20 protein-coding genes are annotated in these 26,785 nt (G+C 61.2%); 10 read left to right on the top strand and 10 right to left on the bottom strand.

All coding sequences use genetic code 11. The annotated features are described in order from the left end of the window. The first annotated feature begins 71 nt into the window (after positions 1-71). Entirely contained in the window at positions 72-944 is an 873-nt protein-coding gene (locus J2Z75_RS08310; protein WP_407692746.1) for a transporter substrate-binding domain-containing protein, read from the top strand. Positions 945-982: 38 nt separating this feature from the next. Here the strand turns inward: J2Z75_RS08310 and J2Z75_RS08315 are convergent, their stop codons facing one another. From J2Z75_RS08315 to J2Z75_RS08325, 3 genes are read right to left on the bottom strand one after another with little or no spacing between them, the layout of a single operon-like run. Continuing rightward, a complete protein-coding gene (locus J2Z75_RS08315) occupies positions 983-1,393 on the bottom strand; it encodes a tellurite resistance TerB family protein (RefSeq protein WP_209850326.1) in 411 nt (136 codons plus the stop codon). A gap of 53 nt (positions 1,394-1,446) precedes the next feature. Further along, positions 1,447-2,292, bottom strand: coding sequence for a thermonuclease family protein (locus J2Z75_RS08320; RefSeq protein WP_209850329.1), 846 nt, complete (start codon positions 2,290-2,292; stop codon positions 1,447-1,449). A 13-nt stretch (positions 2,293-2,305) separates the two neighbouring features. Further along, positions 2,306-2,971 carry a S24 family peptidase gene (locus J2Z75_RS08325; protein ID WP_209850333.1) on the bottom strand — a complete coding sequence of 222 codons (666 nt, stop codon included), beginning with the start codon at positions 2,969-2,971 and terminating at the stop codon, positions 2,306-2,308. A gap of 228 nt (positions 2,972-3,199) precedes the next feature. Between J2Z75_RS08325 and J2Z75_RS08330 the strand changes: the two genes are divergently transcribed. Both J2Z75_RS08330 and J2Z75_RS08335 read left to right on the top strand, forming a co-directional pair. Next, positions 3,200-4,285: a calcium:proton antiporter gene (locus tag J2Z75_RS08330; protein ID WP_209850337.1), complete on the top strand. Its 1,086-nt coding sequence runs from the start codon at positions 3,200-3,202 to the stop codon at positions 4,283-4,285. Between the two features lie 185 nt (positions 4,286-4,470). Beyond that, on the top strand, positions 4,471-5,349 hold the full coding sequence (locus J2Z75_RS08335; protein WP_209850341.1) for a DMT family transporter: 879 nt from the start codon (positions 4,471-4,473) through the stop codon (positions 5,347-5,349). 1 nt (position 5,350) lies between these two features. Here J2Z75_RS08335 and mntR read toward each other — a convergent pair whose 3' ends face one another. After that, the gene (gene mntR, locus J2Z75_RS08340; RefSeq protein WP_209850344.1) at positions 5,351-5,866 is read right to left on the bottom strand and encodes a manganese-binding transcriptional regulator MntR; all 516 of its coding nucleotides are present in this window, start codon (positions 5,864-5,866) and stop codon (positions 5,351-5,353) included. Positions 5,867-6,002: 136 nt separating this feature from the next. Here mntR and J2Z75_RS08345 point away from each other — a divergent pair, with 136 nt between their 5' ends. Then, positions 6,003-7,361 carry an Nramp family divalent metal transporter gene (locus J2Z75_RS08345; protein ID WP_209850347.1) on the top strand — a complete coding sequence of 453 codons (1,359 nt, stop codon included), beginning with the start codon at positions 6,003-6,005 and terminating at the stop codon, positions 7,359-7,361. 243 nt (positions 7,362-7,604) lie between these two features. Further along, positions 7,605-8,642, top strand: a complete 1,038-nt coding sequence (locus J2Z75_RS08350; protein ID WP_209850349.1) for a Tim44 domain-containing protein — start codon at positions 7,605-7,607, stop codon at positions 8,640-8,642. A 38-nt stretch (positions 8,643-8,680) separates the two neighbouring features. Here the strand turns inward: J2Z75_RS08350 and J2Z75_RS08355 are convergent, their stop codons facing one another. Next, positions 8,681-9,043: a hypothetical protein gene (locus J2Z75_RS08355; protein ID WP_209850350.1), complete on the bottom strand. Its 363-nt coding sequence runs from the start codon at positions 9,041-9,043 to the stop codon at positions 8,681-8,683. Positions 9,044-9,556: 513 nt separating this feature from the next. Next, positions 9,557-10,126 (bottom strand): YdeI/OmpD-associated family protein, encoded by a 570-nt coding sequence (locus tag J2Z75_RS08360; RefSeq protein WP_209850352.1) that lies wholly within the window; start codon positions 10,124-10,126, stop codon positions 9,557-9,559. Positions 10,127-10,300: 174 nt separating this feature from the next. Between J2Z75_RS08360 and J2Z75_RS08365 the strand changes: the two genes are divergently transcribed. Next, positions 10,301-10,861, top strand: a complete 561-nt coding sequence (locus J2Z75_RS08365; RefSeq protein ID WP_209850354.1) for a hypothetical protein — start codon at positions 10,301-10,303, stop codon at positions 10,859-10,861. A 45-nt stretch (positions 10,862-10,906) separates the two neighbouring features. Further along, positions 10,907-12,688 carry an ATP-dependent nuclease gene (locus J2Z75_RS08370; RefSeq protein ID WP_209850356.1) on the top strand — a complete coding sequence of 594 codons (1,782 nt, stop codon included), beginning with the start codon at positions 10,907-10,909 and terminating at the stop codon, positions 12,686-12,688. A 168-nt stretch (positions 12,689-12,856) separates the two neighbouring features. Here the strand turns inward: J2Z75_RS08370 and J2Z75_RS08375 are convergent, their stop codons facing one another. The 3 genes from J2Z75_RS08375 to J2Z75_RS08385 all read right to left on the bottom strand — a co-directional run bounded on the left by J2Z75_RS08375 (position 12,857) and on the right by J2Z75_RS08385 (position 18,457). After that, positions 12,857-15,070, bottom strand: a complete 2,214-nt coding sequence (locus J2Z75_RS08375; protein WP_209850359.1) for a 3-hydroxyacyl-CoA dehydrogenase NAD-binding domain-containing protein — start codon at positions 15,068-15,070, stop codon at positions 12,857-12,859. A 184-nt stretch (positions 15,071-15,254) separates the two neighbouring features. Further along, a complete protein-coding gene (locus J2Z75_RS08380) occupies positions 15,255-16,463 on the bottom strand; it encodes an acetyl-CoA C-acetyltransferase (protein ID WP_209850361.1) in 1,209 nt (402 codons plus the stop codon). 197 nt (positions 16,464-16,660) lie between these two features. Beyond that, positions 16,661-18,457, bottom strand: a complete 1,797-nt coding sequence (locus tag J2Z75_RS08385) for an acyl-CoA dehydrogenase C-terminal domain-containing protein (protein ID WP_209850363.1) — start codon at positions 18,455-18,457, stop codon at positions 16,661-16,663. A 405-nt stretch (positions 18,458-18,862) separates the two neighbouring features. On the opposite strand from J2Z75_RS08385, the gene J2Z75_RS08390 reads away from it, so the two are divergent. The 3 genes from J2Z75_RS08390 to J2Z75_RS08400 all read left to right on the top strand — a co-directional run bounded on the left by J2Z75_RS08390 (position 18,863) and on the right by J2Z75_RS08400 (position 24,814). After that, the gene (locus J2Z75_RS08390; protein WP_209850365.1) at positions 18,863-22,798 is read left to right on the top strand and encodes a peptidoglycan-binding protein; all 3,936 of its coding nucleotides are present in this window, start codon (positions 18,863-18,865) and stop codon (positions 22,796-22,798) included. A gap of 301 nt (positions 22,799-23,099) precedes the next feature. Next, entirely contained in the window at positions 23,100-24,026 is a 927-nt protein-coding gene (locus J2Z75_RS08395) for a sulfite exporter TauE/SafE family protein (protein WP_209850367.1), read from the top strand. After that, positions 24,026-24,814, top strand: coding sequence for a TIGR02186 family protein (locus J2Z75_RS08400; RefSeq protein ID WP_209850369.1), 789 nt, complete (start codon positions 24,026-24,028; stop codon positions 24,812-24,814). Before J2Z75_RS08395 ends, J2Z75_RS08400 begins: the two co-directional genes overlap by 1 nt. 37 nt (positions 24,815-24,851) lie before the next feature. On the opposite strand, the gene J2Z75_RS08405 is transcribed toward J2Z75_RS08400, so the two are convergent. Continuing rightward, positions 24,852-26,702 carry an ABC transporter ATP-binding protein gene (locus J2Z75_RS08405; RefSeq protein WP_209850371.1) on the bottom strand — a complete coding sequence of 617 codons (1,851 nt, stop codon included), beginning with the start codon at positions 26,700-26,702 and terminating at the stop codon, positions 24,852-24,854. Positions 26,703-26,785: the final 83 nt, after the last annotated feature.

Raw genomic sequence — 26,785 nt, forward strand, 5'->3', positions numbered from 1 at the left:
TCCGAGACGCATGAAAACCCCGTTGCCGCATGCGCGGCAATATCCCCTATCTCACCCCGGGAATGATCATAATGACACGCGCCTTCCGTGCATCCCTAAAATTTTACGGGATTTTCACGCTTTGCGTGCTGTCGGTTGTATCTTTTTCAACCGTGTCGCGGGCCGCGGAGGGGGTTCATGACCTGCCCCTGCTGTTTGACGCGCGCGAGCGGATTGCAAAGCCGGACCTGAGTGGCCTTGCACGGTTGCGGTTCCTGACGACCGTGGATTTCCCGCCGTTCAATTTTATCGATCAATCCGGCAAGCTGTCAGGCTTCCATGTGGATCTGGTGCGGGAAATCTGCCGCGAGCTGGAGATCGACGCCAAGTGCCAGATCCAGGCCGTGACCTTCGCGGAATTGCAGCCGGCGCTTGAGGACGGGCAGGGGGAGGCGGTGGTCGCCGGGATCGGCATCAGCCCGGAATTGCGCCAGCGCTTCGCCTTTTCCCGCGCCTTCATGAAATTGCCAGCCCGCTTCGCCGCCAATCGCCAGGTCATGGGGGCGGATCTTTCCGTGGCGTCGCTCAGTGGCAAGCCCGTTGGTGCGGTATCGGGGACCACGCATGAGGCGATGCTGAAGGCCTTTTTCCCGAAGCTTGAAACGCGGTCCTTCCCCAGCCGTGAAGCCATGCTGGCCGCCCTCAAGCAGGGGAGCGTTGCCGCGGTCTTTTCGGACGGGATGCAATTGTCCTTCTGGGCAGCCGGCAGCGACGCCGCCGATTGCTGCGCGCTCCTCGACGGCGCCTATTTCTCGCAGCGCTTCCTCGGCGAGGGGCTGGCGATCATGAACCGCAAGGGCGATTCTGCGCTGACGCAGGCGATCGACCACGCGCTTCTGGAATTGTCCCGCAAGGGCCGTCTCAACGAGATCTACCTGCGCTATTTCCCGGCCGGGATTTATTGAAACATGTGCTGCTGCATCCTTCGAAACGGGAGCAGCTTCTACTTGCGGAAGCGGGCCATGGCGCCGCGCTCGATCGCCGCACAGGTGAGCTTGTCGAGACCCAGCCGGTCGCGCAGAAGCTGCAGCAGGCGAATTTCCTCCTGACGGATCGAGAGATCGGCCGCGGCCAGTTCGACCGCCAGCGCGTAGGCCGTATCGTAGAGACGCGAAGGCAGCGCTTCGCGCACCACCTCGAGCGCAATGTCCAGTCCTTCCGGGCCATCGAGAAGGGCGGCGCACTCGCGTGCGGCATGCACCAGGTGGTCGTGATCGAATCCGTCAAAGACCGGCAGGAAGCTGGTGAGGCTGCCGATGCGTTCCAACTCATCATCGCTCATGGCGGTATCGACCGCCGACATCATCACCATGACGTAGATGAGGGCTTCGTGATGGCTCATGTTTTCGGGCATAGGATATCCGTGCTGCTGTATCTGCGCTGAGAGGTATGGGCAGGTGCTGCCGCTTACAAGCCCTGTTCGATCGTGTCCGTTGCTTCGGGCACATCCATGCCCCCGGGCACGGCCGTTTCATCCAGCGGCATAGGCGTTGTGCTGAAATCCCGGGGATCGTCCCCGAAAAAGCCGAGACGGGACTTTCGCGCTGCGTCCACCTTGTCTTCGAGCGGCGAGCCTGGCTGCGCCTCGGCCCAGCCGTTTTCGGCAAGCCATAGGGCGGGGTCGGTGTTGTTGACGCTGCAGGCGGCGGTCAGCGTTCCCTGCCAACCGTTTTTCGGGACATTGCACAGAAGCGCGCGGGCCCGCAGGAAATTGCGGAATGCGGTTCGCGCCACCACGCCGCAGGGCCAGGTCTTGCCTGCCTCGCCGCAGACACGCTCTGCCTTCTGTGGTGTCAGCCCGTCCAGTTGCAAAAGTCGGTCGCCGAACTGGATCAGGCCCGCCGACAGCGCGACCGGATGGCGAAGCACCAGGGGAACGGGCTCCGGCCTTGCAACAGGCTCCGAAAGCGGCGTCCGGGGTTCGATGCGCTCCAGCGGCTGCGCGGTCACCTCGTCTGGAAGACCGAATTGCTCCGGCGCGATATCGCGCACGGATTTGTTCTGTGGCTCGATCATGCCACTTTCGGCGGGATCATCAGGCACCGTCTCGCTGTTGTCCGTCTGTTCGTCGCCCGTGTTCATCCCGTCACCGCCGAGGTCGGGCACATCCGCCAGATCGGGCGTTTCCAGCGTAAACTCGGGCGTGGCGGCACTCTGCCGTCCTTGGATGGCGGAGGCACCGCTCATCAGAAGGGCGATGGTCAGGAAAATGCCGGCGATGCCGCCGCCGGCGGTGAGAAGATGCCGCTTCATCAGGAAAACTGTCCTATTGGCTCGCCCAGATGATGCGGGCTATCCACTCGACGTCGCTGAGCTCGAACGTGCGATTCGGGTGTTCGGGGTTGAGCGAGAGCAGCTCGATGCTACGCGGGGTCTGGCGCACAAGGATCTTGGCCATGACCTCGCCCTCGGTCGTCTTGACCACCACGCGGTCGCCGCGGCGGATCTGCGCGCCGGGTTCGACGATCAGCACGTCGCCGTCGCGATAAAGCGGTAGCATGCTGTCGCCCTGGATTTCCAGCGCATAGACGCCGGCCTTGGCGCCCGGAGCTGCCGGAAACTCGACCACGTCCCAGCCCTGTCCCGCCGGAAAGCCGCCGTCGTCGAAAAAGCCGCCAGCACCGGCCTGGGCAAAGCCGAGCAGCGGGATGGAGCCTGTTTGCGACGGGAAAGCGCTCTCCTGCAAGGCGCCGGAGGCAGGCCCCGGCCGCAGGAATTCCATGAATTGGGTGATCGTCGAGCCGGTGGCATCCAGCACCTTGGCAATCGATTCCGTCGAAGGCCAGCGCTCGCGCCCATCGGCGGAATGCCGCTTGGATTTGTTGAAAGAGGTCGGATCGAGTCCGGCCCGCCGGGCAAGGCCCGAAGGGGACAGCTGATGCCGCTCGGCGAGCGCATCGATCGCACTCCAGATCCGGTCATGTGAAAACATCGGTGCGCATCCTGCGGGCGGTGAAGCGTGACGCTTTCTCTGGTGTTTTGGCTTCTTGCTGTCTTGATTGTTTCTCCGCCGAGATTAACCAAAATGCAGAGCGGAGTAAAGTGTGCGAGGAAAATAATCCTGTAGCCGTGTCTGTGAGATCGCTGACGTTCGATTGAAATGCGCAGCCTGGCGCCTATACTTGGTTGAACTTCATACCGTTGGTCACGAGGCGCTGCATTGTTCTCCATTCTGAAGTCCGAAATCCTGCTCGGCGCAGCACTTGTCTTTGCTGCCGTCGGCTTCCTGATCGAACATAAACTGCTTGAGAGCGGGCAGGTGGCTGCCCTTGCCGGCGCGGCGGTTCTGGTCTTTGCCATCGTGCTCGCCTCGATGCGCGTCGCTCACCATGCCGAAGTGCTGGCGGCCAAGGTCGGCGATCCCTATGGAACGATGATCCTGACGCTGTCGGCCGTACTCGTCGAGGTCATCATTCTGGCGATCATGATGAGCGGCGAAGAGTTGTCGCCGACGCTGGTGCGCGACACGATCTATTCCGCGGTCATGCTCGACATCAACGGCATCCTCGGGCTGGCGGCGCTGCTGGGGGGCCTGAAGCATGGAGAGCAATCCTACAACGACGATTCCAGCCGCACCTACAGCGTCATGATCCTGACGGCCATGGGCATTTCCATGATCGTGCCGGAATTTGTACCGGCAGCCAAATGGCACCTTTATTCCGCCTTCACGATCGTCGCGATGGTGACGCTCTATGCGGTCTTCCTGAAGATGCAGGTCGGCGTGCATAGTTATTTCTTCAGCTACAGCTATCCCAAGCGCGAAGGCGCGGAAAAGCATGCACCGGAAGAAGAACCGGTCGTCACGTCCATCGCCATCCTGATCATCGGCGTCGTCATCATCGGTGCGCTCGCCGAAATCATGTCCGGCCTGCTGACGGCAGGTCTGAAGGGCAGCGGCGCGCCGCCTGTTCTGGCGGCGATCGTCGTCGCGGCGATCTCGGCGTCGCCGGAGATCATGACGGCGATGCGGGCAGCGCTCGCCAACCGCATGCAGGCGGTCGTCAACATCGCGCTCGGCGCCTCGCTGTCCACCGTTATCCTGACGGTGCCGGTGATGGAGGCGATCGCGCTCTATACCGGTCAGCCCTTCATCATGGCGATGACGCCGGTGCAGACGCTGATGGTGACGATCACCCTGATCGTCGCTGCCATCAATCTCAACGACGGCGAGACCAATGCGATCGAGGGCATGACGCATTTCGTGCTGTTCGCCACCTTTGTCATGCTCTCGGTGATCGGGCTCTGAAACGGGTCTCTCGGCCGAGGGCATCGTGTGGTCACCATCGGCACGGCTTCGGTGTTGAAGTCCGGATTTGACTGTCCGACCCCCATTTTTCGCCACAGACATGCCTTTCTCGCCCCTTCCTGGCCCGTTTTCCTCGGGCTATCACAGGCTGCGCGCGACTTGCGCCGCGCCTTCGGGAGCCCTTCGTGAATACCTCCGTGCTATCAGGCATTCTGCTGACGATCTTTTCCTATTTCCTGTTCACGCTGCAGGATGCCTCGGTCAAGTGGCTGGTCGTGGCGCTGCCGGTCTGGCAGATCCTGTTCGTGCGCAGCGTGACGATCTTTACGATCTGCGCCGTCATCGGGCGGGGTCCGCTGTTGCGCCGCTCGCTGCATTCGCCGGTTCTCAAACCGATGATCCTGCGCAACCTGCTGCTTTTGGCTGCGTGGCTATCCTATTACACGGCGGCGCGTGATCTGGGTCTGGCCGAGCTGACGACGCTTTACTATGCCGCGCCGATCCTGATCACCATTCTGGCCGTGCCGATCCTCAAGGAGGATGTGCCGCCCCTGCGCTGGATCGCCGTTCTCGTCGGTTTCGCCGGCGTGCTGGTTGCGACCGATCCGTTCGGAACCGGCATGAAACTCTCCTTGCCGGTCTGGCTGGCGCTGCAGGCGGCGGTATTCTGGGCTTTTTCGACGGTGCTTTTGCGCAAGACCGCGATGCAGGAGGTGACGATGGTGCAGATGACGATTTCGAGCGGCTTCTTCATTCTCTTCACCGGTGCCGCCGTCGTGGTCACCTGGGTTCCGCCGAGCCTTGCCGATGTCGCACTGATGGTGGGCACGGGAGTGGTCGCCGGCATCGCGCAATATGCGCTGTTCGAGGGCATGCGCCGGGCGCCGGTCTCGGTGCTGGCGCCGTTCGAATATTCCTCGCTGATCTGGGCCTTCGGGCTCGGCTTCCTGATCTGGGGCGATATTCCGGCCACCCGGGTTTTCGCCGGCGCGGCGCTGATCTTTTCCGCCGGCATGATCATCATTCTGGGCGAACGCTTCGGGCGGCGGCTGACGGCGGGTTAGGTCAGGTCTTCCTGGCGATGAACCGGCGGAAGGCTTCCAGCGTTTCGACACTGACGTGATGCTCGATGCCCTCGGCATCGATGCGGGCCGTTTCCGGGCTGACGCCGAGGCAGCGCAGGAAGGCTTCCACCGTCTGGTGGCGGGCGCGGCTTTCCAGCGCCATCTTCTGGCCGGCTTCCGTCAGGAACACGCCGCGATAGGGTTTGCGCGAGACCAGCCCTTCGGAGGCAAGCCGGGCCAGCATCTTGGCAACCGTCGGCTGCGCCACGCCGAGGCGGGCTGCGATATCCACCTGCCGCGCCTCGTTGCCATCCTCGATGAGGTCGGCGATCAACTCGACATAATCCTCGATCAGCGCACCGCGCCGTGCTTCGCGGGTCTGCCTGAAACCCTCGGAGTGAATGTCCGCGTCGGGAAGCGGATCCGTGCGGGGAACGGGGCGGCGCGGCAGGGGCTGATCCTCTCTGTCTTTTTTTAAAGCTCTTGCAATTTCATAGCACAGGCTTCGATTTTTCATAACGGTTTATCCCGTCTTCCACCGCAGATAACACGGCTCAAAAAAGCCGGATCGATACAATATAGCACATTGCATAATGTTGAGCCTTGGCATAAGTTCGGGACAAGAGGGCCCATTCCGCATCCGGAGACCGTGCATGTCCAATTCCGAAGCCGTCCTGCCGCCGCAGCAAAGCTGGACCTTTGCCAAGACCACGGAGGACGCCCGGCCGAGCCTGCCGGAAGTCAATTCCAGCATTCCCGTGCCCTCCGGCGGCATCTGGTTCCGTCGCATGCTTGCCTTCATGGGGCCGGGCTATATGGTCTCGGTCGGCTACATGGACCCCGGCAACTGGGCGACTGACATCGCCGGCGGATCGCAATTCGGCTATACGCTGCTGACGGTCATCCTGTTGTCCAACCTGATGGCGATCCTTTTGCAGGCGCTTGCCGCCCGGCTCGGCATCGCCACCGGCCGTGACCTTGCCCAGTCCTGTCGCGATACCTATTCCAAGCCCGTCAACTTCCTCCTCTGGCTTGCCTGCGAAGCGGCGATCATCGCCTGCGACCTTGCCGAAGTGATCGGCACGGCGATCGCGCTGCAGCTGCTGTTCGGCATCCCGCTGATCGGCGGCGCTCTGATCACCGCGGCCGATGCCTTCCTGCTGCTGCTGCTGATGAACAAGGGTTTTCGCTTTCTCGAAGCCTTCGTCATCGCGCTTCTGGTCATCATTGCCGGCTGCTTCCTCGTCCAGATCGCCGCTGCTGCCCCGCCGATCGCGGCTGTGCTCAGCGGTTTCCTGCCGTCGACCGAGGTGGTCACCAATCCGGCCATGCTCTACATCGCCATCGGCATCATCGGCGCCACCGTCATGCCGCATAACCTTTACCTGCATTCCTCGATCGTCCAGACCCGCAACTACAAGCGTACCGACGAGGGCAAGCGCGATGCAATCAAGTGGGCGACGACGGACAGCACCATCGCGCTGATGCTGGCTTTGTTCATCAATGCCGCCATCCTGATCATCGCGGCCTCCGTCTTCCATGCCAACGGCCGCACGGACGTTGCCGAGATCGGCCAGGCCTACGAACTGCTGTCGCCGTTGCTCGGCCTCGGCATTGCCTCGACCCTGTTTGCCGTGGCGCTGCTTGCCTCCGGCCTCAACTCGACGGTGACGGCGACGCTGGCCGGCCAGATCGTCATGGAAGGCTTTCTGCGGCTGCGCATTCCGCAATGGGCCCGGCGTCTCATCACCCGCGGCATCGCCATCGTGCCGGTGGTCATCGTTACCTGGATCTATGGCGAGAAGGGCACGGCCGAACTCCTGGTGTTCAGCCAGGTCATCCTGTCCATGCAGCTTCCCTTCGCGGTCGTCCCGCTGGTGCGCTTCGTCTCCGACAAAAAGAAGATGGGCACCTTCGTCATTCCGAAATATGTCGCCGCCCTTGCCTGGATCGTCGCCTCGATCATCGTCGTCCTCAATCTCAAGCTGCTGTACGACACGTTTATCGGCTAGGTCGGGCCGACCAAGAGAACAGGGAAAGGCGGCGGGTGTGCCGCCTTTTCTTTTGGCATCATCGCCCGGATTCAACCGGCGGGGATGTTCGCCGGTCCCTTTTTCTCCCGCGTCACAAGCGTTCAGCCCTCGCTTTACCGTGAACTGCGGCGCAAAAGCCTTCAATTCTCGCTGCGATGTCCCCATATGTCCCTCACGAGGCGTGCCTTGCGCGCCGGGAGCGAACAACAGGATTTTGGTTTCATGGTTAGGTTTGGACGTGTTCTTGCGACCTTCGCGGTCGCTTCGATGGTGATGCTGACGGTGGTCGATCTGGCCGAGGCACGCCGCGCCGGCAGCGGCTTCGGCAGCCGCGGCACGCGGACGTTTTCGCAGCCGCCGATCACCCGCACGGCGCCGGCGGACGCGACGCCGATCAACCGGACGATGACCCCGCAGAACCAGGCGACACCCGGTGCTGCCCAGCAGAACACGGCGGCCCGTCCCGGCGCCCAGCGTCCCGGCGGCCTGTTCGGCGGCTTTGCCGGCTCGATGCTCGGCGGTCTGGCCCTTGGCGGCCTGATCGGCATGATGATGGGCACCGGCTTTGGCGGTGCTGCCGGCATGCTCGGCATGCTGTTGCAGATGGCGCTGATCGCCGGTGCTGTGATGCTCGCCCTGCGCTTCTTCCGCGGCCGCCAGACGGCGGCTCCGGCCGGCTATGCGCCGCGTGGAGCCGGTAGCTCGCCGATGCAGGGCTTTGGCCAGGGCCAGAATTCGGGCTCCGGTTCGGGCATGCCGTCCTTCAAGATTCCGTCCATCGGTGGCGGGGCTCTCAGCGGGGGTGCCGCGCGCCCGGCACAGCCGCGCATGGCCGATGACACGACCGACGAGATCGGTGTCGGCGAGGCCGATCTCGGCCAGTTCGAGACCATGCTGAAGCAGGTGCAGGCGGCCTATGCGGCGGAAGATTACGGCACGCTGCGCAAGCTGACGACGCCGGAGGCAATGTCGTGGCTGGCCGAAGAGCTGAGCGACAATGCCACCAAGGGCCTGAAGAACGAGGTCCGCGACGTGCATCTGGTGCAGGGCGACGTTTCGGAAGCCTGGAACGAGGGCGGCGATGACTACGCCACCGTCGCCATGCGCTACGAGAGCATCGACGTCACCCGCGAGCGCGCCACCGGCCGCGTCGTCGAGGGCGATCCCGATCAGCCGACGGAATCCGTCGAACTCTGGACGTTCCTGCGCAAGCGCGGCGGCGACTGGCAGGTCTCGGCCATCCAGGGCATGGCGGCTTAAAGGCCACCTCGACCTCTGACCGCCGGCTCTGCCGGCGGTCATCCTCCGTTAGCTTCCTCGTCCGTCAGCCCGTAAAGTCTGGCCATCTCCTTCAATGTCGCCTCCTGGCGATAGGCGCCTTCGCGGATGCAGGGCGGAAAGTTTGTCTGGTAAGAACCGGACGCCGCCTGCGCTTCCGAAAGGAAACCCCGGCAGGCCTTTGCCCGGCGGCATGGGGAGAGGCTGCAGGTCTTCCAGTAGCCAAGCGAACTGGTGGCGAACTGGAAGAATTTCTGGCTTTCGCGCTCCTGCCGGCGTTGCGGCAATCGGTGGAATTCGCCCCAGGTGAAGCCCGGCAAATAGGGCTCGGCATCTCGTTCCGCCTCGTAACGCTGCTGTTCTTCCGGAGTTCTGATCTTCATCTCGCTTATCCTTCACGCACGGCTTTGCGGCCACGCCGCCTGTCTGCCCGTGTTACGATCCCGTGTTGATCCATGGAGAGCCCACACGAGTGCGGAACCTCATTTGGTTTTTAGTCTGTGGCTCCGCACTCGCGTGGCCTTCGGCGTTCATTCGGGGCGTCCGGCCCCTACAGGTGATTGCCTCGCCTCGCTGCATGGCTTTCTTCGCGACGTCTTTTCGGGACGCCCGGCCACTTGCACGGCTCAACCGAACCGGACCTGGCGGCCCGGGGGAGGCTTGATAGGCGACTGCCCAAAGGACAGGGCCGCCATGGCTTTCACCTCCCTCACCGTTGCCGCACGTTACGGGTCAAGTGAGGGCGCCGGCCTCCGCCTGCCCGCGACCGTCTCGCGAAACACTCCGGCGGCGGAGATGAGGGAAAGTATGGGGCAGGTTTTCGGGGCGGGGAAAAATGGCGATGAATTTTTCCGGAAAACCGCGCGTCACGGCGCAAAAGCGCCGGCGGCAGCCACCTATTCGTCCCCGGCCAGCCGGGCAATCGCTTGTCTGACGCGGGCAAGACGGATCCCCGGCGTGGTGGCTTTCAGGAGCGGCAGGATGAGCATGTATTGGCCGGTCTTGTCGAGGCTCGCGAAGGCGGCCGCGGCCTGCACATTTTCGGCAAGAGCCGCCGCCAGATCCTCCGGCAGCCCGGCCTTGCCCTGCGGCTCGTAGGCCACCGCCCAGCGCCCGTCCGCCTGCGCCGCCGCCACTTCCGCGAGGCCGGCTGCCCGCATCCGTCCGGCTTCAGAGAGCGCCGCCACCCGATCGACATTCAGCCGCGACCACGGACTTTTCCCTCGCCGGGGCGAGTAGCGCTGCAGATAGGATTTTTCGTCAAACCCCTTCCGCTGGCTGTCGATCCAGCCGTAGCAGAGGGCAACGTCAAGGGCTTCGCCGATGGTGATCAGGCGGATGGTCGCGTTTTTCTTGGCGATCAGCAGCCAGATGCCGAGGAACTGGGCGTGGTGGGTGGCGAGCCAGGTTTCCCATTCGGCTGATGTGGTGAAGGCGTGGGGGGCTGGAGTGTCCGCTGGTTTCATCGATAGTTAGCTTTGCATAGAACCTAATGGCAGCCGCATTATTCGTCATTTTTTCATAGTAGTCCCGTAATCCACAAGATTTGCAACAGAAAGCTGTTCTGAAAATGCATACAAGTTCTTTTACGTGTAATTTTTGATAAAATACTGAATTCCACGATTCGAGGATTTAGTTTGATGAAAAAGCGATTCGAAGACTGGGCAAAACTTTCCAGCAATAGCGATGCTGTTGTGAAAAAAACTCCGCACACTCCAATAAAATTCGTTGAAATCAGTGATTTTCAAAAGTTGGAGGACAAGCTTCTTCTATATAGGTCCCTATACGGCGAGCTGCCCCCTGAACTGGGAAATTTTATTGACGATTTATCTAGGAAAACGTTTGGCGTTACGGAAGAGAACACAAGGTTTCAATTTCCAGAAGAATATCAAGATCTACCGGAGTGGGATTCTGAACGATGGGCGATCGATAGTAGTTTCTACAGGCATGAACTGCAGTTTGAAACCGCCGATGTAACCGACGATGAGGCCGTTAAGGTGCTGTTAAACCTGGGGCTGGACTTCAGAGATACTCGAGGCTGGCCCCTCCAATCCACAAAATATTTTTGCCGCCAAGCGGAAGCTGCTGCCAAAAAAATCATGGGAAGAATGCCTGACCGAAGTGCTGTACAATTCGAGTCTTGGGCGAAGGCATTGGAGCGAGATGCAGCGCGATATATGGCAAGGAAAAAGCCTATATAACCTCACCGTTTAAAACTTAATCTCCATTATTATCTAGGGTATTTGATGCTCCATCAATTCACGAATGTAGAGTTCAGTAGATTTAAGGCTTTTCGACAGTTCAATTTAAAATTGAAGCACTTCAATATTTTGGTTGGGCCTAATAATGCCGGGAAATCCACTATCCTCGCGGCATTTCGTATTCTTGCTGCTGCAATGAGAAAAGCGTCAGCCCGAAAGGCTACACTGGTTCGTGGGCCAGGCGGTATGGTCACTGGTTATGAAATTGACCTATCCACAATATCGGTGGCTGAAGAGAATATATTCTATAATTATGATGATGATGAAGCGGCGTCAGTTAAATTTACCTTATCCAATCAAAATTCTCTCACTCTGTATTTTCCGGAGCAAGGAATATGCCATTTGCTTCCCGATGCCCAGGGTAAACATTTTGCGAATCCTTCCGATTTTGGCAAGCATTTCAATGCACCGATAGGATTTGTCCCTATACTTGGTCCTGTGGACCATCACGAGCAACTTTATGCAAAAGAAGCTGCACGCTTAGCCTTGTTTAGTTACATTGCTGCCCGAAATTTTCGAAATATCTGGCATCATTTCCCTGAAAAATTTGATGAATTTCGATCACTGCTACAAGAAACCTGGCCAGGTATGGACATACAGCGGCCTGAGATTGATAGATCACACGATAAACCCAGGCTACATATGTACTGCCCAGAAAATCGGTTGCCTCGGGAGCTTTTCTGGGCTGGTTTTGGCTTTCAGGTCTGGTGCCAAATGCTTACGCATGTGATCCAGTCCAGTGGAGTCTCTCTATTCTTGATAGATGAGCCCGATATTTATCTTCATTCCGAGTTGCAGAGACAACTCCTTGGGATACTTCGAAATCTTGGCCCAGATATTCTCTTGGCAACTCATTCTACCGAGATGATTTCGGAAGCGGAAACAAATGACATCATTCTAATCAACAAAGGGAAGACTTCTGGCAGCCGCATTAAGGATCCATCGCAGCTGTCGAGGGTCTTCAATGTCCTGGGTTCAAATTTGAATCCAATACTCACTCAGCTTGCTAAGACGCGGCGCGTAGTCTTTGTCGAGGGTAAAGATTTTCAAATTATTGGAAAATTTGCGCGAAAGCTAGGACAGCAAGGCATTGGAAACAGGCGTGATTTTGCCGTCGTTCCTGTGGAGGGCTTTAACCCGGAGCGCATTCGCAACCTCAAGGCCGGCATGGAAACTACTTTGGGTGGAAAAATTTCTGCTGCTGCTATATTGGACAGGGACTATAGGAGCGACGAGGAGCGACAGTTCATTATTGGTAAGTGCGAAGAATTCTGCGATATAGTCGTTATTCATAAATGCAAAGAAATTGAGAATTTTTTGCTTGTGATTAGTGCGATTAACCGAGCGATTGAGATCAGACTAAAAGAGCAGGCAAAGCGTTCTGGAAGAAAACTACCAAAAGACTCCATAGATATAACAAGTGAACTTATTTCGTTTTGTGAAGAAAGTAAAAGTTATATTTCCGCTCAATATATAACAAGCAGGACCCGGTTTGATAAGGAACACAGATCGGGTAGCAACGAAGCAAAACTCGCTGAGATCGCATTGACCAAATTTGAGGCCGATTGGAAATCAACCGAGAGCCGCTTGCGCGTTGTACCCGGCAAAGACGCGTTGAGCGTTATCAACAAATACATTGGCAGTTCTCTCGGGATCAGCATTACTGAAACCGGGATTATAGACGCTATGCAAGTTCATGAGGTTCCTGCTGAAATGGTCCAGCTAATCCAGAATCTTGAGGAGTTCTGTAGGCGTTCCAGTGAGTAACTTTCGCGAATCGTTTAGCCGATTCCTGTCGTAATTACGTGAGTTCCCCTGGCCACTAACCGCAGAAGTCATCCGATCGACCTTTTCGCTGGCGCTGTGTTCCAAGCGTTTGTAAGGTGCCGAAATACTGCGTCCTGCTCCTCCATGTCGGAACAGAAGAGAGGCGGCCTAAGCCGCCTCCCTCTTCCCATACGGATCAAACCGCCCATAAAACGTCTCGCCCTTCGCCGCCATGTCCTTCAGCAACGGCGTCGGCTGGAAATGCGCTCCGTAAGTCTTGGCCAACTTTTCGCACAATTCCACGAACGTCTTCACGCCCATGCCGTCGATATAGCTCAGCGTGCCGCCGGTATAAGGCGCGAAGCCGAAGCCGAGGATGGAGCCGACGTCGGCTTCGCGGGGGTCGGTGACGATGCCTTCTTCGATGGTGCGGGCGGCTTCGAGCGCGATGGTGACGAGGAAGCGCTGCTTGATCGTCTCGACGTCAAAGCTGTCGGCCGGCTTTTGCGGGTAGAGGTCCTTGAGGCCCGGCCAGAGCGACTTCTTGGCGGGCTTGGCGGGGTAGTCGTAAAAGCCCTTGCCGTTCTTGCGGCCGCGGCGGTCGAGGTCGTCGACCAGTTTGTTGATCAGCGCCATGTGCCGCGGATCGACGGCGCCTTCGCCCAGATCGGCGATCGAGGCCTTGAGGATCTTCTGGGAGAGGTCGATCGCCACTTCGTCGTTGAGCGACAGTGGGCCGACCGGCATGCCGGCCATCTTGGCAATGTTCTCGATCATTGCCGCCGGCACGCCTTCGATCAGCATGTCATAGGCTTCGTGGATATAGCGGAAGACGCAGCGGTTGACGTAGAAGCCGCGCGTGTCGTTGACGACGATCGGCGTCTTCTTGATGCTAGCGACGAAATCGAGCGCGGTGGCCAGCGCCACGTCGCCGGTTTCCTTGCCGAGGATGACTTCCGTCAGCATCATCTTTTCGACCGGCGAGAAGAAGTGGATGCCGATGAACTGGGCCGGGCGCTTGGAATTCTTTGCAAGACCGGTGATCGGCAGCGTCGAGGTGTTGGAGGCAAAGATGGCGTCGTCCGCCAGCACGGCTTCGACCTTCTCGATCACGTCCTTCTTCACCTGGCGATCCTCGAACACGGCCTCGACGACGAGCTTGACGTCCTTGAGGTCGCTGTAGTCGGCCGACGGGGTGATCAGCGCCAGCAGGGCTTCGCCCTGTTCCTGTGTCATCCGTCCCTTACCGATCGAATCCTTCACCAGGCCTTCCGAATGGGTCTTGCCCTTGGTGGCGGCTTCCATGTCGCGGTCGATCAGGGTGACGGCGATACCGGCGGCGGCCGAGACATAGGCGATCGAGGCGCCCATGAAGCCGGCGCCGACGACGCCGATCTGCTTCAGGTCCGCCTTCGGGATGCCGGCAGGCCGCCGGGCGCCCTTGCCGAGTTCCTGCATCGAGACGAACAGCGAGCGGATCATCGAGAAGGCCTCGGTGGTCTGCAGGATTTCGGTGAAATAGCGCTGCTCGATCTTCAGCCCCGTATCGAAGGGAACCTGCAGGCCTTCATAGACGCATTTGAGGATGGCAAGGCCGCCCGGGTAGTTGCCGGATGTCTCGCGGCGCAGGATGGCGGAAGCGGCCGGCCAGAGCTGGGCCGCAGCCGGCGTCCAGATGCCGCCACCGGGAACCTTGTAGCCCTTCTCGTCCCAGGGCTGGACCGGCTTCAGGCCATTCCTGATCATCGCCTTGGCAGCATTGATCAGCTCGGCGGGCTCGGCGATCTCGTGGATCAGGCCCATCGCCTTGGCGCGCTGCGGGGTGAGCGACGAGCCGGTGGTCATCATCTGCAGGGCGTCCTGCGCATTGGTGAGACGTGGAACACGCTGCGTGCCGCCGGCGCCCGGGAAGATGCCGACCTTGACCTCGGGAAGGGCGAGCTTCACCGCCTTGGAATTGGCGGCAACGCGGCCGTGGCACGCCAGCGACAGTTCGAAGGCGCCGCCCATGCAGGTACCGTTGATGGCGGACACCCACGGCTTGCCGCAGGTTTCGAGCTTGCGGAACAGGCCGGTCATCTGGCCGGTCAGCTCGAACAGTTTTTGCGCCGCGTTGTCCGGATCGATCTTCTTCTGCTGTTCTTGAAAGGTGAACATGCCCTTGATCATCGACAGGTCGGCGCCGCCGGAGAAGGACGACTTGCCGGAGGTGAAGACGACGCCCTTGACGGCCGCATCGGCAACGGTCTCGTCGATGATGGCGTCGAGTTCCTTCATCACCTCGACGGTGAAGACGTTCATCGATTTGTCGGGCATGTTCCAGGTGACGAGCGCAATGCCGTCGGCGTCGGTTTCGATGGTGAAATTGGTGTAGCTGCTCATGATGGGAATTCCTCTCCCTTGAAATCTTGGCTTCGCTCGATGCCGCCGCCTCCCGTTGGGGCGATCCGGCCGGGTTAAGTCCCTCCCCCTTGTGGGGAGGGGTTGGGGAGGGGCTTCTTGCCTCGTGACGGAAACCCCTCCCGGCCCTTCGGGCCACCCTCCCCACAAGGGGGAGGGGAAGACCTCACACCCGTTCGATAATCGTCGCCGTGCCCATGCCTGCGCCGATGCAAAGGGTGACCAGCGCGGTCTGCTTGCCGCGGCGTTCAAGTTCGTCGAGCACGGTGCCGAGGATCATCGCGCCGGTGGCCCCGAGCGGATGGCCCATGGCGATGGCGCCACCGTTGACGTTGATCCTGTCATGGCTGATGTCGAAGGCCTGCATGAAGCGCAGGACGACGGCGGCAAAGGCTTCGTTGAGCTCGAACAGGTCGATATCGGCAATGGTCATGCCAGCGCGCTTCAAAAGCTTTTCGGTGACGTCGACCGGGCCGGTCAGCATCAGCGCCGGATCGGAGCCGATATTGGCGAATGCTTTTATACGGGCACGCGGTTTGAGGCCCATCGATTCACCGCCGGCCTTCGAGCCGAGCAGGACCGCTGCCGAGCCATCGACGATACCCGACGAGTTGCCGGCGTGGTGGACATAGTTGATCTTTTCGATTTCCGGATGCGCCTGGATGGCGACGGCGTCGAAGCCGCCCATCTCGCCGGGCATCTGGAAGGAGGGGTTGAGCGAGGCAAGGTTCTGCATCGTCGTCGTCGGACGCATATGCTCGTCCTTCGCCAAGATGACGATGCCGTTCTGATCCTTGACCGGGATCACCGACTTGTCGAAATAGCCGTTGTCCCAGGAATGGCCGGCACGCTTCTGGCTCTCGACGGCATAGGCATCGACGTCGTCGCGGGAGAAGCCGTATTTGGTGGCGATCAGGTCGGCGGAAACGCCCTGCGGCATGAAATAGCCGGGGAAGTTGACCGACGGATCCATGTACCAGGCGCCGCCGGACATGCCCATGCCGATGCGCGACATCGATTCCACGCCGCCGGCAATGACGATGTCGTCGGCGCCATAGGCGATCTTGCCGGCCGCGATGTTGACGGCGTCGAGACCCGAGGCGCAGAAGCGCGAGATCTGCATGCCGGGCGCCTTGTTGGAATAGCCGGCCTCGAAGGCGGCGGCTTTCGGGATGACGGCGCCGGCCTCGAATACCGGATCGACGCAGCCCATGATGATGTCGTCGACGGTGGACGTGTCGAGGCCGTTGCGGTCGCGCAGCGCCTGCAGCACCTTGGCAGCCAGACGCGGCGTCGGCACTTCGTGCAGGGCCCCATCCTTCTTGCCCCGGCCGCGCGGCGTGCGCACGTGGTCGTAAACGAAGACTTCGGTCATGATTGTTTCTCCCTATCGACCATCGGCCGTGAATTCATTGTTTTCCTGTTCTCCCCAGCGGGGAGAAGTGCCGAGCAACGCGAGGCGATGAGGGGGGCTCCGGCAAGGCCGGAGCCAGAAAAAGCTGCGCCTTCGGCGTCCCCTCATCCGGCCCTTCGGACCACCTTCTCCCCGCTGGGGAGAAGAGGCAAGCTCAATTAAAACGCCGCCGCATCCAGCGCCATCATCGTGTCGGCGCCGGTTTCGATGCGGGCCTTGCGCAGTGCCGTTTCCGGCATGATGCGTTCCATGAAGAATTTCGCCGTGACCAGCTTGTTCTTCAGGTACTCTTCACGCGCGGTATCGCCCTCGGCCAGTTTTTCCTCCGCGGTCTTGGCGATCTTCGCCCACATATAGCCGAGCACGACGAGACCGAAGAGGTGCATATAGTCGGTCGAGCCGGCACCGGCATTGTCGGGCTTGGCCATGGCATTGCCCATGAACCACATGGTCGCCGCCTGCAGGTCGTTCAAGCCCTTCTTCAGGCCCTTGGTGTAGACGACAAGCTTCTCGTCAGCGCGGTTTTCCTCACAGAAATCGCCGATTTCCTTGAACAGGGCGGTGATAGCGCGGCCGCCGTTCAGCGCCAGCTTGCGGCCAACGAGGTCGAGCGCCTGGATGCCGTTGGCACCTTCGTAGATCATGGCGATGCGGGCGTCGCGGACATACTGGCTCATGCCGTGTTCTTCGATATAACCGTGGCCGCCGAAGATCTGCTGGGCCATGACGGCGTGGTCGAAACCCTTGTCGGTCAAGACACCCTTGAGGATCGGGGTCATCAGGCCAAGGATATCGTCGGCGGTCTGGCGGTCCGCGTCATTGTCGCCGCGGTGCGCGATGTCGGATTTGAGCGCGGTCCACAGAGTGAAGGCGCGGCCGGCCTCGTTGAAGGCCTTGATGGTCATCAGCGTACGGCGCACGTCCGGATGCACGATGATCGGGTCGGCTTTCTTGTCCGGCGCCTTGGCGCCGGAGAGCGAGCGGCCCTGGATGCGGTCGCGGGCGTAGTTGGCAGCGTTCTGATAGGCGACTTCGCTGACCGACAGGCCCTGCAGGCCGACGCCGAGGCGGGCCTCGTTCATCATCACGAACATGGCGTTGAGACCCTTGTTCTCCGCGCCGATGAGATAGCCGACAGCCTCGTCATAATTCATGACGCAGGTCGAATTGCCGTGGATGCCCATCTTGTGTTCGATCGCACCGCAGGAGACCGTGTTGCGCGCACCGACCGAACCGTTAGCCTCGACATGGAATTTCGGCACGATGAACAGCGAGATGCCCTTTGTTCCCTCTGGCGCGCCCTCGATCCGGGCGATGACCAGATGGATGATATTGTCGGCCATGTCGTGTTCGCCGGCGGAGATGAAGATCTTCTGGCCGGACAGCTTGTAGGAGCCGTCGCCCTGCGGCACGGCCTTGGTCCGCAGCAGGCCGAGGTCGGTACCGCAATGCGGCTCGGTGAGATTCATCGTGCCGGTCCATTCGCCGGACACCATCCTCGGCAGGTAAGTGGCCTTCTGCGCGTCAGTGCCGTGCACGAGGATCGCGGCGATGGCGCCCTGGGTGAGACCAGGATACATGGTCAGCGCCATGTTGGCCGACGACATATATTCTCCGATGGCGGTATGCAGCGTATAGGGCAGGCCTTGGCCGCCGAATTCCTCCGGCACCGACAGGCCGAGCCAGCCGCCCTCGCGATACTGGTCGAAGGCCTGCTTGTAGCCTTTCGGCGTCGTCACGGTCGCATCGTCGTTGCGCTTGCAGCCTTCCTGGTCGCCCGAAAGGTTGACCGGGAACAGCACTTCCTCGGCAAGCTTGGCCGCTTCGCCGACGATCGCCTCGATCATGTCGGGCGTCGCATCGGCAAAGCCGGGCAGGTTGTTGTAGCGCTCGATGCCGAGAACGTCGTTGAGAATGAAAAGCGTGTCTTCGACCGGGGCCTTATAGCTGGGCATGTCTCGTGTTCCTCACCTGTAACCGTGTCACGGGGCGGCTTCTCCTGGAGCGCTCCGCGTCGTTTCCACTACGCTACAAAATTTTGACGTGCGCGTAAACGTCAAAATTTATCGGTTGGCAGAATTTGATCGATCACCGGACCGGCGAACCGGGTGTGCCGAAACTATCTCCTGGAAGCCTCCCGCACCCAGCATGCGCGCAAATCGTTAAAAAATTTTCAGTCAGGTTAACGGCTTATTTACCACGTTTCGTGAAAGTGCGTGTTGAGATGGTCATGGTTGCAATAGTTTTGTCTTCGCGTCGTTGCAGCTTTGTCCGGATCGGTACCGGAGCCACCGGAAGGCGAGGATAGGCCTTTCTGAAGCCCGGATTCCGATCAAGGCCGATGAAAGAGGCGAAGAACGATGAACGGATCGCGATCAAACACTCCACGCCCCGGCGTCCCGTCCCATGGTGACAGGTCGTCCCTCGATGCGCTGAATCGCACGATCGAAGGGCTGGAAGCGCGTATCGAAGGATTGATGGGCACGGGCGGACGTGATTCGCGCGCCCGCGTTTCGGCGGAGCGCGACGTTCCCGCGGGCCTTCCCGATCCGATCACGGAAATCATGCAGCGCCAGCGCACGCTGACGGCAACGCGGGAACGCGATGCGATCCGTGACCGCGTCCAGCCACGGCCCGATCCCCGCGCCTTTGATGAGCGCGCTGCGGCTCCCTTCCAGTCACCTATCCAGCCCCGGCGCGAGATGCCGGTGACGCCTCCGCTCAGCGAACAACTGCGCAGCGAGCCTTATCGCAGCGAGCAGTTCCGCCGTGAGCCGATCCGCCCCGAAAACGTGCGTTCCGAGAGCCTGCGTCAGGCGCCGGTTCGTGGCGAACCAATGCGCTCGGAACAATACCGCAGCGAGCCGCAGCGTCCGGATCCGGCCATGGCCGAGATCGCCCAGGCATTGGTCGGCCTGCGTCAGGAGTTGAAGAAGGACATTGCCGACGGCCTGTCGCGCGAGATGACGACGCTGCGTGCCGAAATTCGCGGCATCACGGTCGATGCGGCCCAGGACCAGTCGATGGCGGAAGACATCCGCGGCGATCTGCAGCGCCTGTCCGACAGCATCAACCAGCTCGGCCGGCAGGCATCGCCGTCGCAGGCCGATGCGCTCAAGGTCGAGTTCGACGAGCTGCGCGCCATGATCGACGGCCTTGCCCGCGAAGACACCGTACATCGCATGGAAACGCGCTGGACCGGCGTCGAAGAGCGGATGAACGCTTTCGATGCGAACCGCGACGACGAACTGGTGGCGCTCGCCTACCGGCTCGACGAGATCAAGTCGCAGATCGGCACGATGAACAGCGGGCCGGCCATCCACGCCTTGGAGGACAAGCTGGTTTCGGTTGCCCAGGCGATCGAACTGATCGGCCGCCACATGCAGCCGGACGATCGCCGCCTGGTTTCGCAATTTGCCGATCTGGACGCGCGTCTTGACGAAATCAGCCGCGCCATCGTCGCCAGCGGCCGCACTGCTACGCCCGACAGCGCCGGGGTAACCCGCGTCGAAGGTCGCCTTGCCGATCTTTCCCGCCAGATCGACAGTCTTCAACGCCCGACCGACAACGGTGTGGGCTCACGCATCGAGGCACTGGCTGCCCGCGTCGAGGAACTGGCCAACGAGGAAGCCGCCGTGCGCCTCGAAGAGCGCCTCGAACAGCTGTCGCTGATGCTCGAGCGCTCACAGAAAATTTCCGCCCAGCCTGACCTGACGGGATATCTTTCCGATATTTCCCGCAAGATCGATGCGCTGGACCAGGGCTCCGTCAACGATGCGCTCGCCGAGCGTCTCGACGACCTTGCCCGGCGGATCGACCAGCTGGACATGCCCGCCACCAGCTATGTCGGCGATGCCCGTTTCGATCGGCTTGAGGGCCAGCTTTCCGATATTGCCATCCGCCTCGAAGAAACCCATGCGGCGCCCTATGATGACAGCGAGATCCTGCGCAGCCTGCAGGACCAGATCGCCAACCTCTCGAGCCTCGTCAGCCAGCCGCGCGAGGTGAGCCAAAGCGCCGTTCCCGCCGAATTCGAAGGCCGGATGAGCGCGCTCGAGGATTACCTGGCGACCAGCGACGAATATATCATCGAAGCAGCCCGCCAGGCGGCCGAAGCCGTGATGGAGGCCTATTCGAAAAACGGCATGGCCCAAACCGCGTCCGGCGGCACGGACATGGCGGCGATCTCGGCGCTGGCCGACGATCTCAAGGTTCTGGAAAATATGAGCCGCTCGAGCGAGGAACGCACGGCGCGGACCTTCGAAGCCTTGCACGAAACGCTCGTTCATATCGCCGAGAAGCTGGAGCGGCTGGAGGAACGCGGTCCGGAGCATGATGCGCCCCGCGCCTTCGGTTCGCGCGGTCTTGACAGCCAGCCGCAGATGCCGAGAGCGGCGCAACCGGTTTTCGAGATGGAGGACGATCCCTTCGCCGAGGCTGATTTCGGTCGCCGCTACGACGACCTGAAACGCGACATGCACGGGCTTGCGTCCGAGGCCGACCCTTTGGGCCCCTCGCGTGAAGAGGTTGCGGAAGCTGTTGCCGTCGCCACCGAACAGGCCACCGTGCATCGGGGTGACGTCAAATCGACGGCAATGCCTGCCGCCAAGCCCAGCCTCCTTGCCGGGCTTACCAAGCGGTTTACCGGCAAGCGCGCCGAGCCCGCACGGGCCGTCGAACGCCAGGTCGTCGATCCCACGCCGTCGATCGACGCGTCGGATGCAATCGAGCCGGATGTGGCCAATCAGTTGCTGGAACCCGGCTCCGGCGTTCCGGACGTCAAGAAGATCCTCGAGCGGGTCCGCGCCGGCCAGACGGGCCGTAATGCGCCGCCGAGCGAATCCGACAAGGCGGATTTCATTGCCGCTGCCCGTCGCGCCGCGCAGCTTGCCGCCGAAGAAGTCGATACGCTGAACAAGGGCAAGAGCGGCGCTGCTCCGTCGCCCATCGGCGGCGCCTTTGCCCGTCATCGCCGCCCGATCCTGATGGCGGTCGGCGCCGTGCTTCTGGCGATCATGTCCTATCCGCTGGTCAACACGCTGATCCGTGGCGACCAGGCGCCTATCCAGGTGCCGGTCGCTGCTATCGAACAGCCGGTGACCAATGAAATGCCGGTTGCGGGCGAAACGCCGGCAACGGCCAATGTCGCACCGGCAATCGAGGCCGGCGACAATGACATCGAGCCGCTGAACACGCTGCAGCCGCAGGCTGACGAGAATGCGGCGGAACAGCTGCCCGCCACCGAGCCGCAGACGGCGCAACCTGAAACGACGCTGCCGGATACCGCGGAGGCAACGCCAGAGACTGGAGAGGCAAGCACAAAGCTGCTTTCGCCGGTCACCGAAGGCGCCGCACCGGATACGGCAACAGGCTTCGAAGGCACGAAGGATGGAACCGCCAAGGCTGAGAGCGTAACGCCGCCGGCAGACGCAGCCGTCGCGATCGTCGTTCCCGCCGAGATCAAGCCGGAAGCACTTGCCGAGGCTGCCAAGAAGGGCGATCCCCTGGCACTGTTCGAAATCGGTGCCGTCTATACCGAAGGCCGCGGCATCAAGGCCGATCTGGCTGAGGCTGCGAAATGGTACCAGCGCGCCGCCGATGCGGGCGTTATCCCGGCAGAATACCGGCTGGCGAGCCTCTACGAAAAGGGCACCGGCGTCGGTCGCGACCTGAAGAAGGCACGCATGCTCTATGAGCATGCCGCCGACAAGGGCAATGCCAGCGCCATGCACAATCTCGCCGTCATGCTGGCAAGCGGTGGCGATGCGGCTCCGGATTTTGCCGGTGCCGGCAAATGGTTCGCCATGGCGGCCGATCGCGGCATTCGCGACAGCCAGTTCAACCTGGCCATCCTCTATGCCCGTGGCAACGGCGTGAAGCAGGATCTGGAAGAATCCTACAAGTGGTTTGCGATTGCTGCCCGCGACGGCGATGCCGATGCCGGCCAGAAGCGCGACGAAGTGGGCAAGGCGTTGAAGCCCGACCAGCTGAAGAGCGCCAAGGCGAAATTCGACGCCTGGAAGCTGATCCCGCTCGACGCCAAGGCCAACACGGTCGACGTGCCGGATACCTGGGTTGGCAAGGGTACAAAGACTGCCTCGATCGATATGAAGAAGGCGCTGCGCAACATCCAGGCGATCCTCAACAACAACGGCTTCGATGCCGGCAAGGCGGATGGCGAGATGGGTCAGAAGACCCTTTCGGCAATCAAGGCCTTCCAGAAATCGATCGGCCAGGAGCCGACGGGTCAGATCACCGACGCGCTGGTCAAGGAACTCCTGAAACGAAACGGCTAAGCTGCCGCGTGTCCATTCCGACACAGGCGGGCAGCTTTGACCGAGAGACTGTCAAAACGGCGTCTGCGGCCGCAATAATGCCGCAGACCGGCCGGACAAAAGGCCGTGCCAGAGGTTAGGCTCAAACCTTGCAAAAGGTTGACAGGCCCGACCCCGGGGCGCATGACGGAACGACGTTGAATTCACAATTTCAGAATTGGTTTTCCGACCCGTTCCACTCCTTATTTCCCGTGGTGAATCACTTGCCACTTTGATGTTTCCGCCCGCTTTGCGGGCTATTGGCATATTTAGAGGTCCGGCCGTGACAGTGTATCTGCCCATCGCAGAGTTGTCGGTGAACATTCTGATCATCCTCGGCATGGGCGCGGCCGTCGGCTTCCTGTCCGGCATGTTCGGTGTCGGCGGCGGCTTCCTGATCACGCCGCTGCTGATCTTCTACAATATCCCGCCCGTCGTGGCCGTTGCTACCGGCGCCAACCAGGTTGTCGCGTCCTCGATTTCCGGTGCCATTACCCATTTCCGCCGCGGCACGATCGACATCAAGCTCGGGACGGTGCTGCTCTGCGGCGGTCTGGCGGGGGCGACAGTCGGCATCTGGATCTTCGCGATGCTGCGCCGCATCGGCCAGCTCGATCTGGTCATTTCGCTTGCCTATGTGCTTTTGCTTGGCACCGTCGGCTCGCTGATGCTGTGGGAAAGCATCATCGCGCTGCGCCGGGCTGCGAAGAACGAGAGCGTAACGCTGAAGAGGCCGGGGCAGCACAACTGGGTGCACCGGCTGCCGCTGAAGATGCGGTTCAAGAAATCGAAGATCTACCTGAGCGTCATCCCGATCGCGGGGCTTGGCTTCTGCATCGGCGTCCTGACATCCGTCATGGGGGTCGGCGGCGGCTTCATCATGGTTCCGGCGATGATCTATCTCCTGCGCATCCCGACCAATGTCGTCGTCGGCACCTCGCTGTTCCAGATCATCTTCGTCTCCGCCTATACCGTCATCGTCCAGGCGACGGCCAATTATACCGTCGATATCGTGCTTGCTTTCGTGCTGATGATCGCCGGGGTGATCGGCGCGCAATATGGCGTGCGGGTCGGCCAGAGGCTGCGCGGCGAGCAGCTTCGGGCCCTGCTGGCCCTGCTGGTTCTCGCCGTCGGCATCCGTCTCGCCATCGAGCTGGTCATTCCGCCGAAGGAAATCTATTCGGTCGTTTCCGCGGGGCTTGGCTTCTGATGGGGATCGTCTGGCGGATTTTGATACTGGGTCTGTTTCTCGCCGCGCCTGTCGTGGCGGGCGCCGAGCCGGTGGACTTTACCGAAAAGCTCGACATCGGCATCTCGACCGACGAGATTTCGATCACCTCCGATTTTCGCGGCGCCGACCTGACGATCTTCGGCGCCATCGACGGCTTCGATTCCAGGCTTCTGGCCCAGGGCAAGTACAACATTGTCGTGGCACTCGAAGGGCCGAAGGAAAATACCACGGTGCGCAAGAAGGAGCGCGTCTTCGGCATCTGGATCAACACCAATTCGATGACCTTCGAGCTGGTGCCGGAATCCTATTCGCTGTCGAGCACGCGCGACATCGAGACGATCGCGCCGCCGGGCGACATGAACAATATGGGCATCGGCGTCGCGCACATGCCGCTGACGCCGATCGGCTATATCGGCGACGGCAGCAATCTCACCGAATTCCGCGACGCCTTCCGCCGGCTGCGGGAGACGACGGGCGTTTACCAGCGCGATCCCGGCGGTGTGCAGTTCATCAGTTCCAGCCTGTTCAAGGCGTCGGTGCGCCTGCCGGCCGACGTGCCGAACGGCGTTCATATCGTCCGCGCCTATCTGTTCCGCGACGGCGTCTTCGTCGCCGCCAAGGCCCTGCCGCTGCGCGTCGTCAAGACCGGGCTGGAACAGGCGATTACCCGCGCCGCCCATGAACAGCCGTTCCTCTACGGCCTGACCGCCGTGCTTTTGGCCGTCATTACCGGCTGGCTGGCCAGCATCGTCTTCCGCAGGGACTGACGGACCCAACCCCCATCGGCAGGTTCGCCGGATGGCCTCAGCGGGCTTTGCTTGCCACGGTATCGTCCACACCGAAAAAGCCGCCGGATTGCCGTGTCCAGAGCATGGCGTAGATGCCGCCCAGTGCCATCAAAGCCTCGTGAGTTCCGTCCTCGACGATGCGGCCCTGATCGAGAACGACGATCCGGTCCATCCGGGCGATGGTCGAGAGCCGGTGGGCGATGGCGATCACCGTCTTGCCCTCCATGACCTGATGGAGCGTCTGCTGGATGGCTGCTTCGACCTCCGAATCGAGCGCCGACGTCGCCTCGTCGAGAATGAGGATCGGCGCGTCCTTCAGGATCGCCCGGGCAAGGGCGATGCGCTGCCGCTGGCCGCCGGACAATGTGACGCCGCGCTCGCCGGCATGAGCATCGTAACCGACCCGCCCATGCTGGTCGCGAAGCAGCGGGATGAAGCCTCCGGCTTCGGCTTTTTCCGCCGAGGCTTCGATCGCCGCCTGCGGGATGTCCTTGCGGCCATAGGCAATATTGTCCCGCACCGAGCGATGCAGCAGCGAGGCGTCCTGCATGACCATGCCGATATGGCGGCGCAGGCTCTCCTGGGTGACGCCGTTTATATCCTGTCCATCGATGCGGATCGTTCCCGCCTCCGGATCGAAGAAACGCAGCAGGAGATTGACCAGCGTCGACTTGCCTGTGCCGGAGCGTCCGACGAGACCGACCTTTTCGCCGGGCGCAATCGTCAGCGACACGCGGTCAAGCCCGCCGCCGTCCCTGCCGTAATGATGGCTAATCTGCTCGAACCGGATCTCGCCGCCCGACAGTGCCAGTGGAACGGCATTTGCCGCATCGACGATGTCGAGCGGCTGGGCAACGGTCTTCAGCGATTGGCGCATCGTGCCGAGATAACCGAACAGGGAGGAGACCGCGTCGAGCATCCATTCGGCCATGGCGGTGATGCGGAAGCTGAGCGTCAGCGATGCTGCGATGAGGCCGAGCGGCGCCAGGCCGGTCTGCCACAGCGCCAGCGAATAGCCGACGAGCCCGACGATCAGCGCGCTGCCGAGGAAGAGCATGCCGGAATTGATGATCACCTCGAGCCGCTGAACGTCGACCGCCGCGGCCCGCGTCTCCTCAAACTGCCCGTCGTCCTCTTTGCCGCCTTCCCGGCTGGCGAACATCTTGAACGTGTCGATATTCGCATAGGTATCGACCATCGTTCCCGTCAGCGCTGAAAACGCCTCCTGATATCGTTCGGAGGCATCGCGAATCCGGGGAATGGAATAGATCATCAGTCCGACATAGCAGCCGACCCAGGTCATAAGCGGGATCGTCAGCCAGATGTTGATGGATGCCATCAGCCAGATCGAGCCCGCGACATAGATCGCGACGAAGGACAGCGTGTGCTGGATGCTGTAGGCCACCCCGACGCCGGCGGCTCCGAGATCGCGAACTTGGCTCGCGATACGCCCCGCAAGATCGCCGCGAAACCAGCCGACGGACTGCCCGAGCACATGACGATGCGCCCGCCAGCGAACGAGGAATTCGGCATTCGGCCGAAAGGCGATATCGTCGAGGCTTTCCCGCAGCAGCCCGGCAAGCGGACGCACGACGAGCACGATTGCGGCGGCGAGCAGGAGTTCGTGGCTGTGCCTTGCCCAGAACGCCGCAGGTGGCGTTTCGGCAAGGGCGTCCACGAGCTTACTGGCGTAACCGATCAGCCAGACCTCGATGGCGGCGCCGATCGCCGTCAGGATGAGGCTCATTGCCGTGACATGCCGGAACGGCCAAAGGTTTTCGGCAAGGAACCGCCATGCGTTGTCGGGCGGCGTGCTTTGGTCATAGGGTCGGAACGGATCGACGAGGCTTGAGAAGCGACGAAACATGAATGCCCTCCATGGGGCCGAAAGATTGAATCATTTGATGGAAAGAGCCGAACAGGCAGCCCGATCCCGGCACCGCTTGTTCA

Source organism: Rhizobium herbae (assembly GCF_017873135.1).
Taxonomy (GTDB): Bacteria; Pseudomonadota; Alphaproteobacteria; order Rhizobiales; family Rhizobiaceae; genus Pararhizobium; species Pararhizobium herbae.

Coding starts and splice junctions, on each gene's coding strand:
- J2Z75_RS08310 (WP_407692746.1), top strand. CDS start 72: ATGACACGCGCCTTCCGTGCATCCCTAAAATTTTACGGGATTTTCACG.
- J2Z75_RS08315 (WP_209850326.1), bottom strand. CDS start 1,393: ATGCCCGAAAACATGAGCCATCACGAAGCCCTCATCTACGTCATGGTG.
- J2Z75_RS08320 (WP_209850329.1), bottom strand. CDS start 2,292: ATGAAGCGGCATCTTCTCACCGCCGGCGGCGGCATCGCCGGCATTTTC.
- J2Z75_RS08325 (WP_209850333.1), bottom strand. CDS start 2,971: ATGTTTTCACATGACCGGATCTGGAGTGCGATCGATGCGCTCGCCGAG.
- mntR (WP_209850344.1), bottom strand. CDS start 5,866: ATGAAAAATCGAAGCCTGTGCTATGAAATTGCAAGAGCTTTAAAAAAA.
- J2Z75_RS08345 (WP_209850347.1), top strand. CDS start 6,003: ATGTCCAATTCCGAAGCCGTCCTGCCGCCGCAGCAAAGCTGGACCTTT.
- J2Z75_RS08350 (WP_209850349.1), top strand. CDS start 7,605: ATGGTTAGGTTTGGACGTGTTCTTGCGACCTTCGCGGTCGCTTCGATG.
- J2Z75_RS08355 (WP_209850350.1), bottom strand. CDS start 9,043: ATGAAGATCAGAACTCCGGAAGAACAGCAGCGTTACGAGGCGGAACGA.
- J2Z75_RS08360 (WP_209850352.1), bottom strand. CDS start 10,126: ATGAAACCAGCGGACACTCCAGCCCCCCACGCCTTCACCACATCAGCC.
- J2Z75_RS08365 (WP_209850354.1), top strand. CDS start 10,301: ATGAAAAAGCGATTCGAAGACTGGGCAAAACTTTCCAGCAATAGCGAT.
- J2Z75_RS08370 (WP_209850356.1), top strand. CDS start 10,907: ATGCTCCATCAATTCACGAATGTAGAGTTCAGTAGATTTAAGGCTTTT.
- J2Z75_RS08375 (WP_209850359.1), bottom strand. CDS start 15,070: ATGAGCAGCTACACCAATTTCACCATCGAAACCGACGCCGACGGCATT.
- J2Z75_RS08380 (WP_209850361.1), bottom strand. CDS start 16,463: ATGACCGAAGTCTTCGTTTACGACCACGTGCGCACGCCGCGCGGCCGG.
- J2Z75_RS08385 (WP_209850363.1), bottom strand. CDS start 18,457: ATGCCCAGCTATAAGGCCCCGGTCGAAGACACGCTTTTCATTCTCAAC.
- J2Z75_RS08390 (WP_209850365.1), top strand. CDS start 18,863: ATGAACGGATCGCGATCAAACACTCCACGCCCCGGCGTCCCGTCCCAT.
- J2Z75_RS08400 (WP_209850369.1), top strand. CDS start 24,026: ATGGGGATCGTCTGGCGGATTTTGATACTGGGTCTGTTTCTCGCCGCG.
- J2Z75_RS08405 (WP_209850371.1), bottom strand. CDS start 26,702: ATGTTTCGTCGCTTCTCAAGCCTCGTCGATCCGTTCCGACCCTATGAC.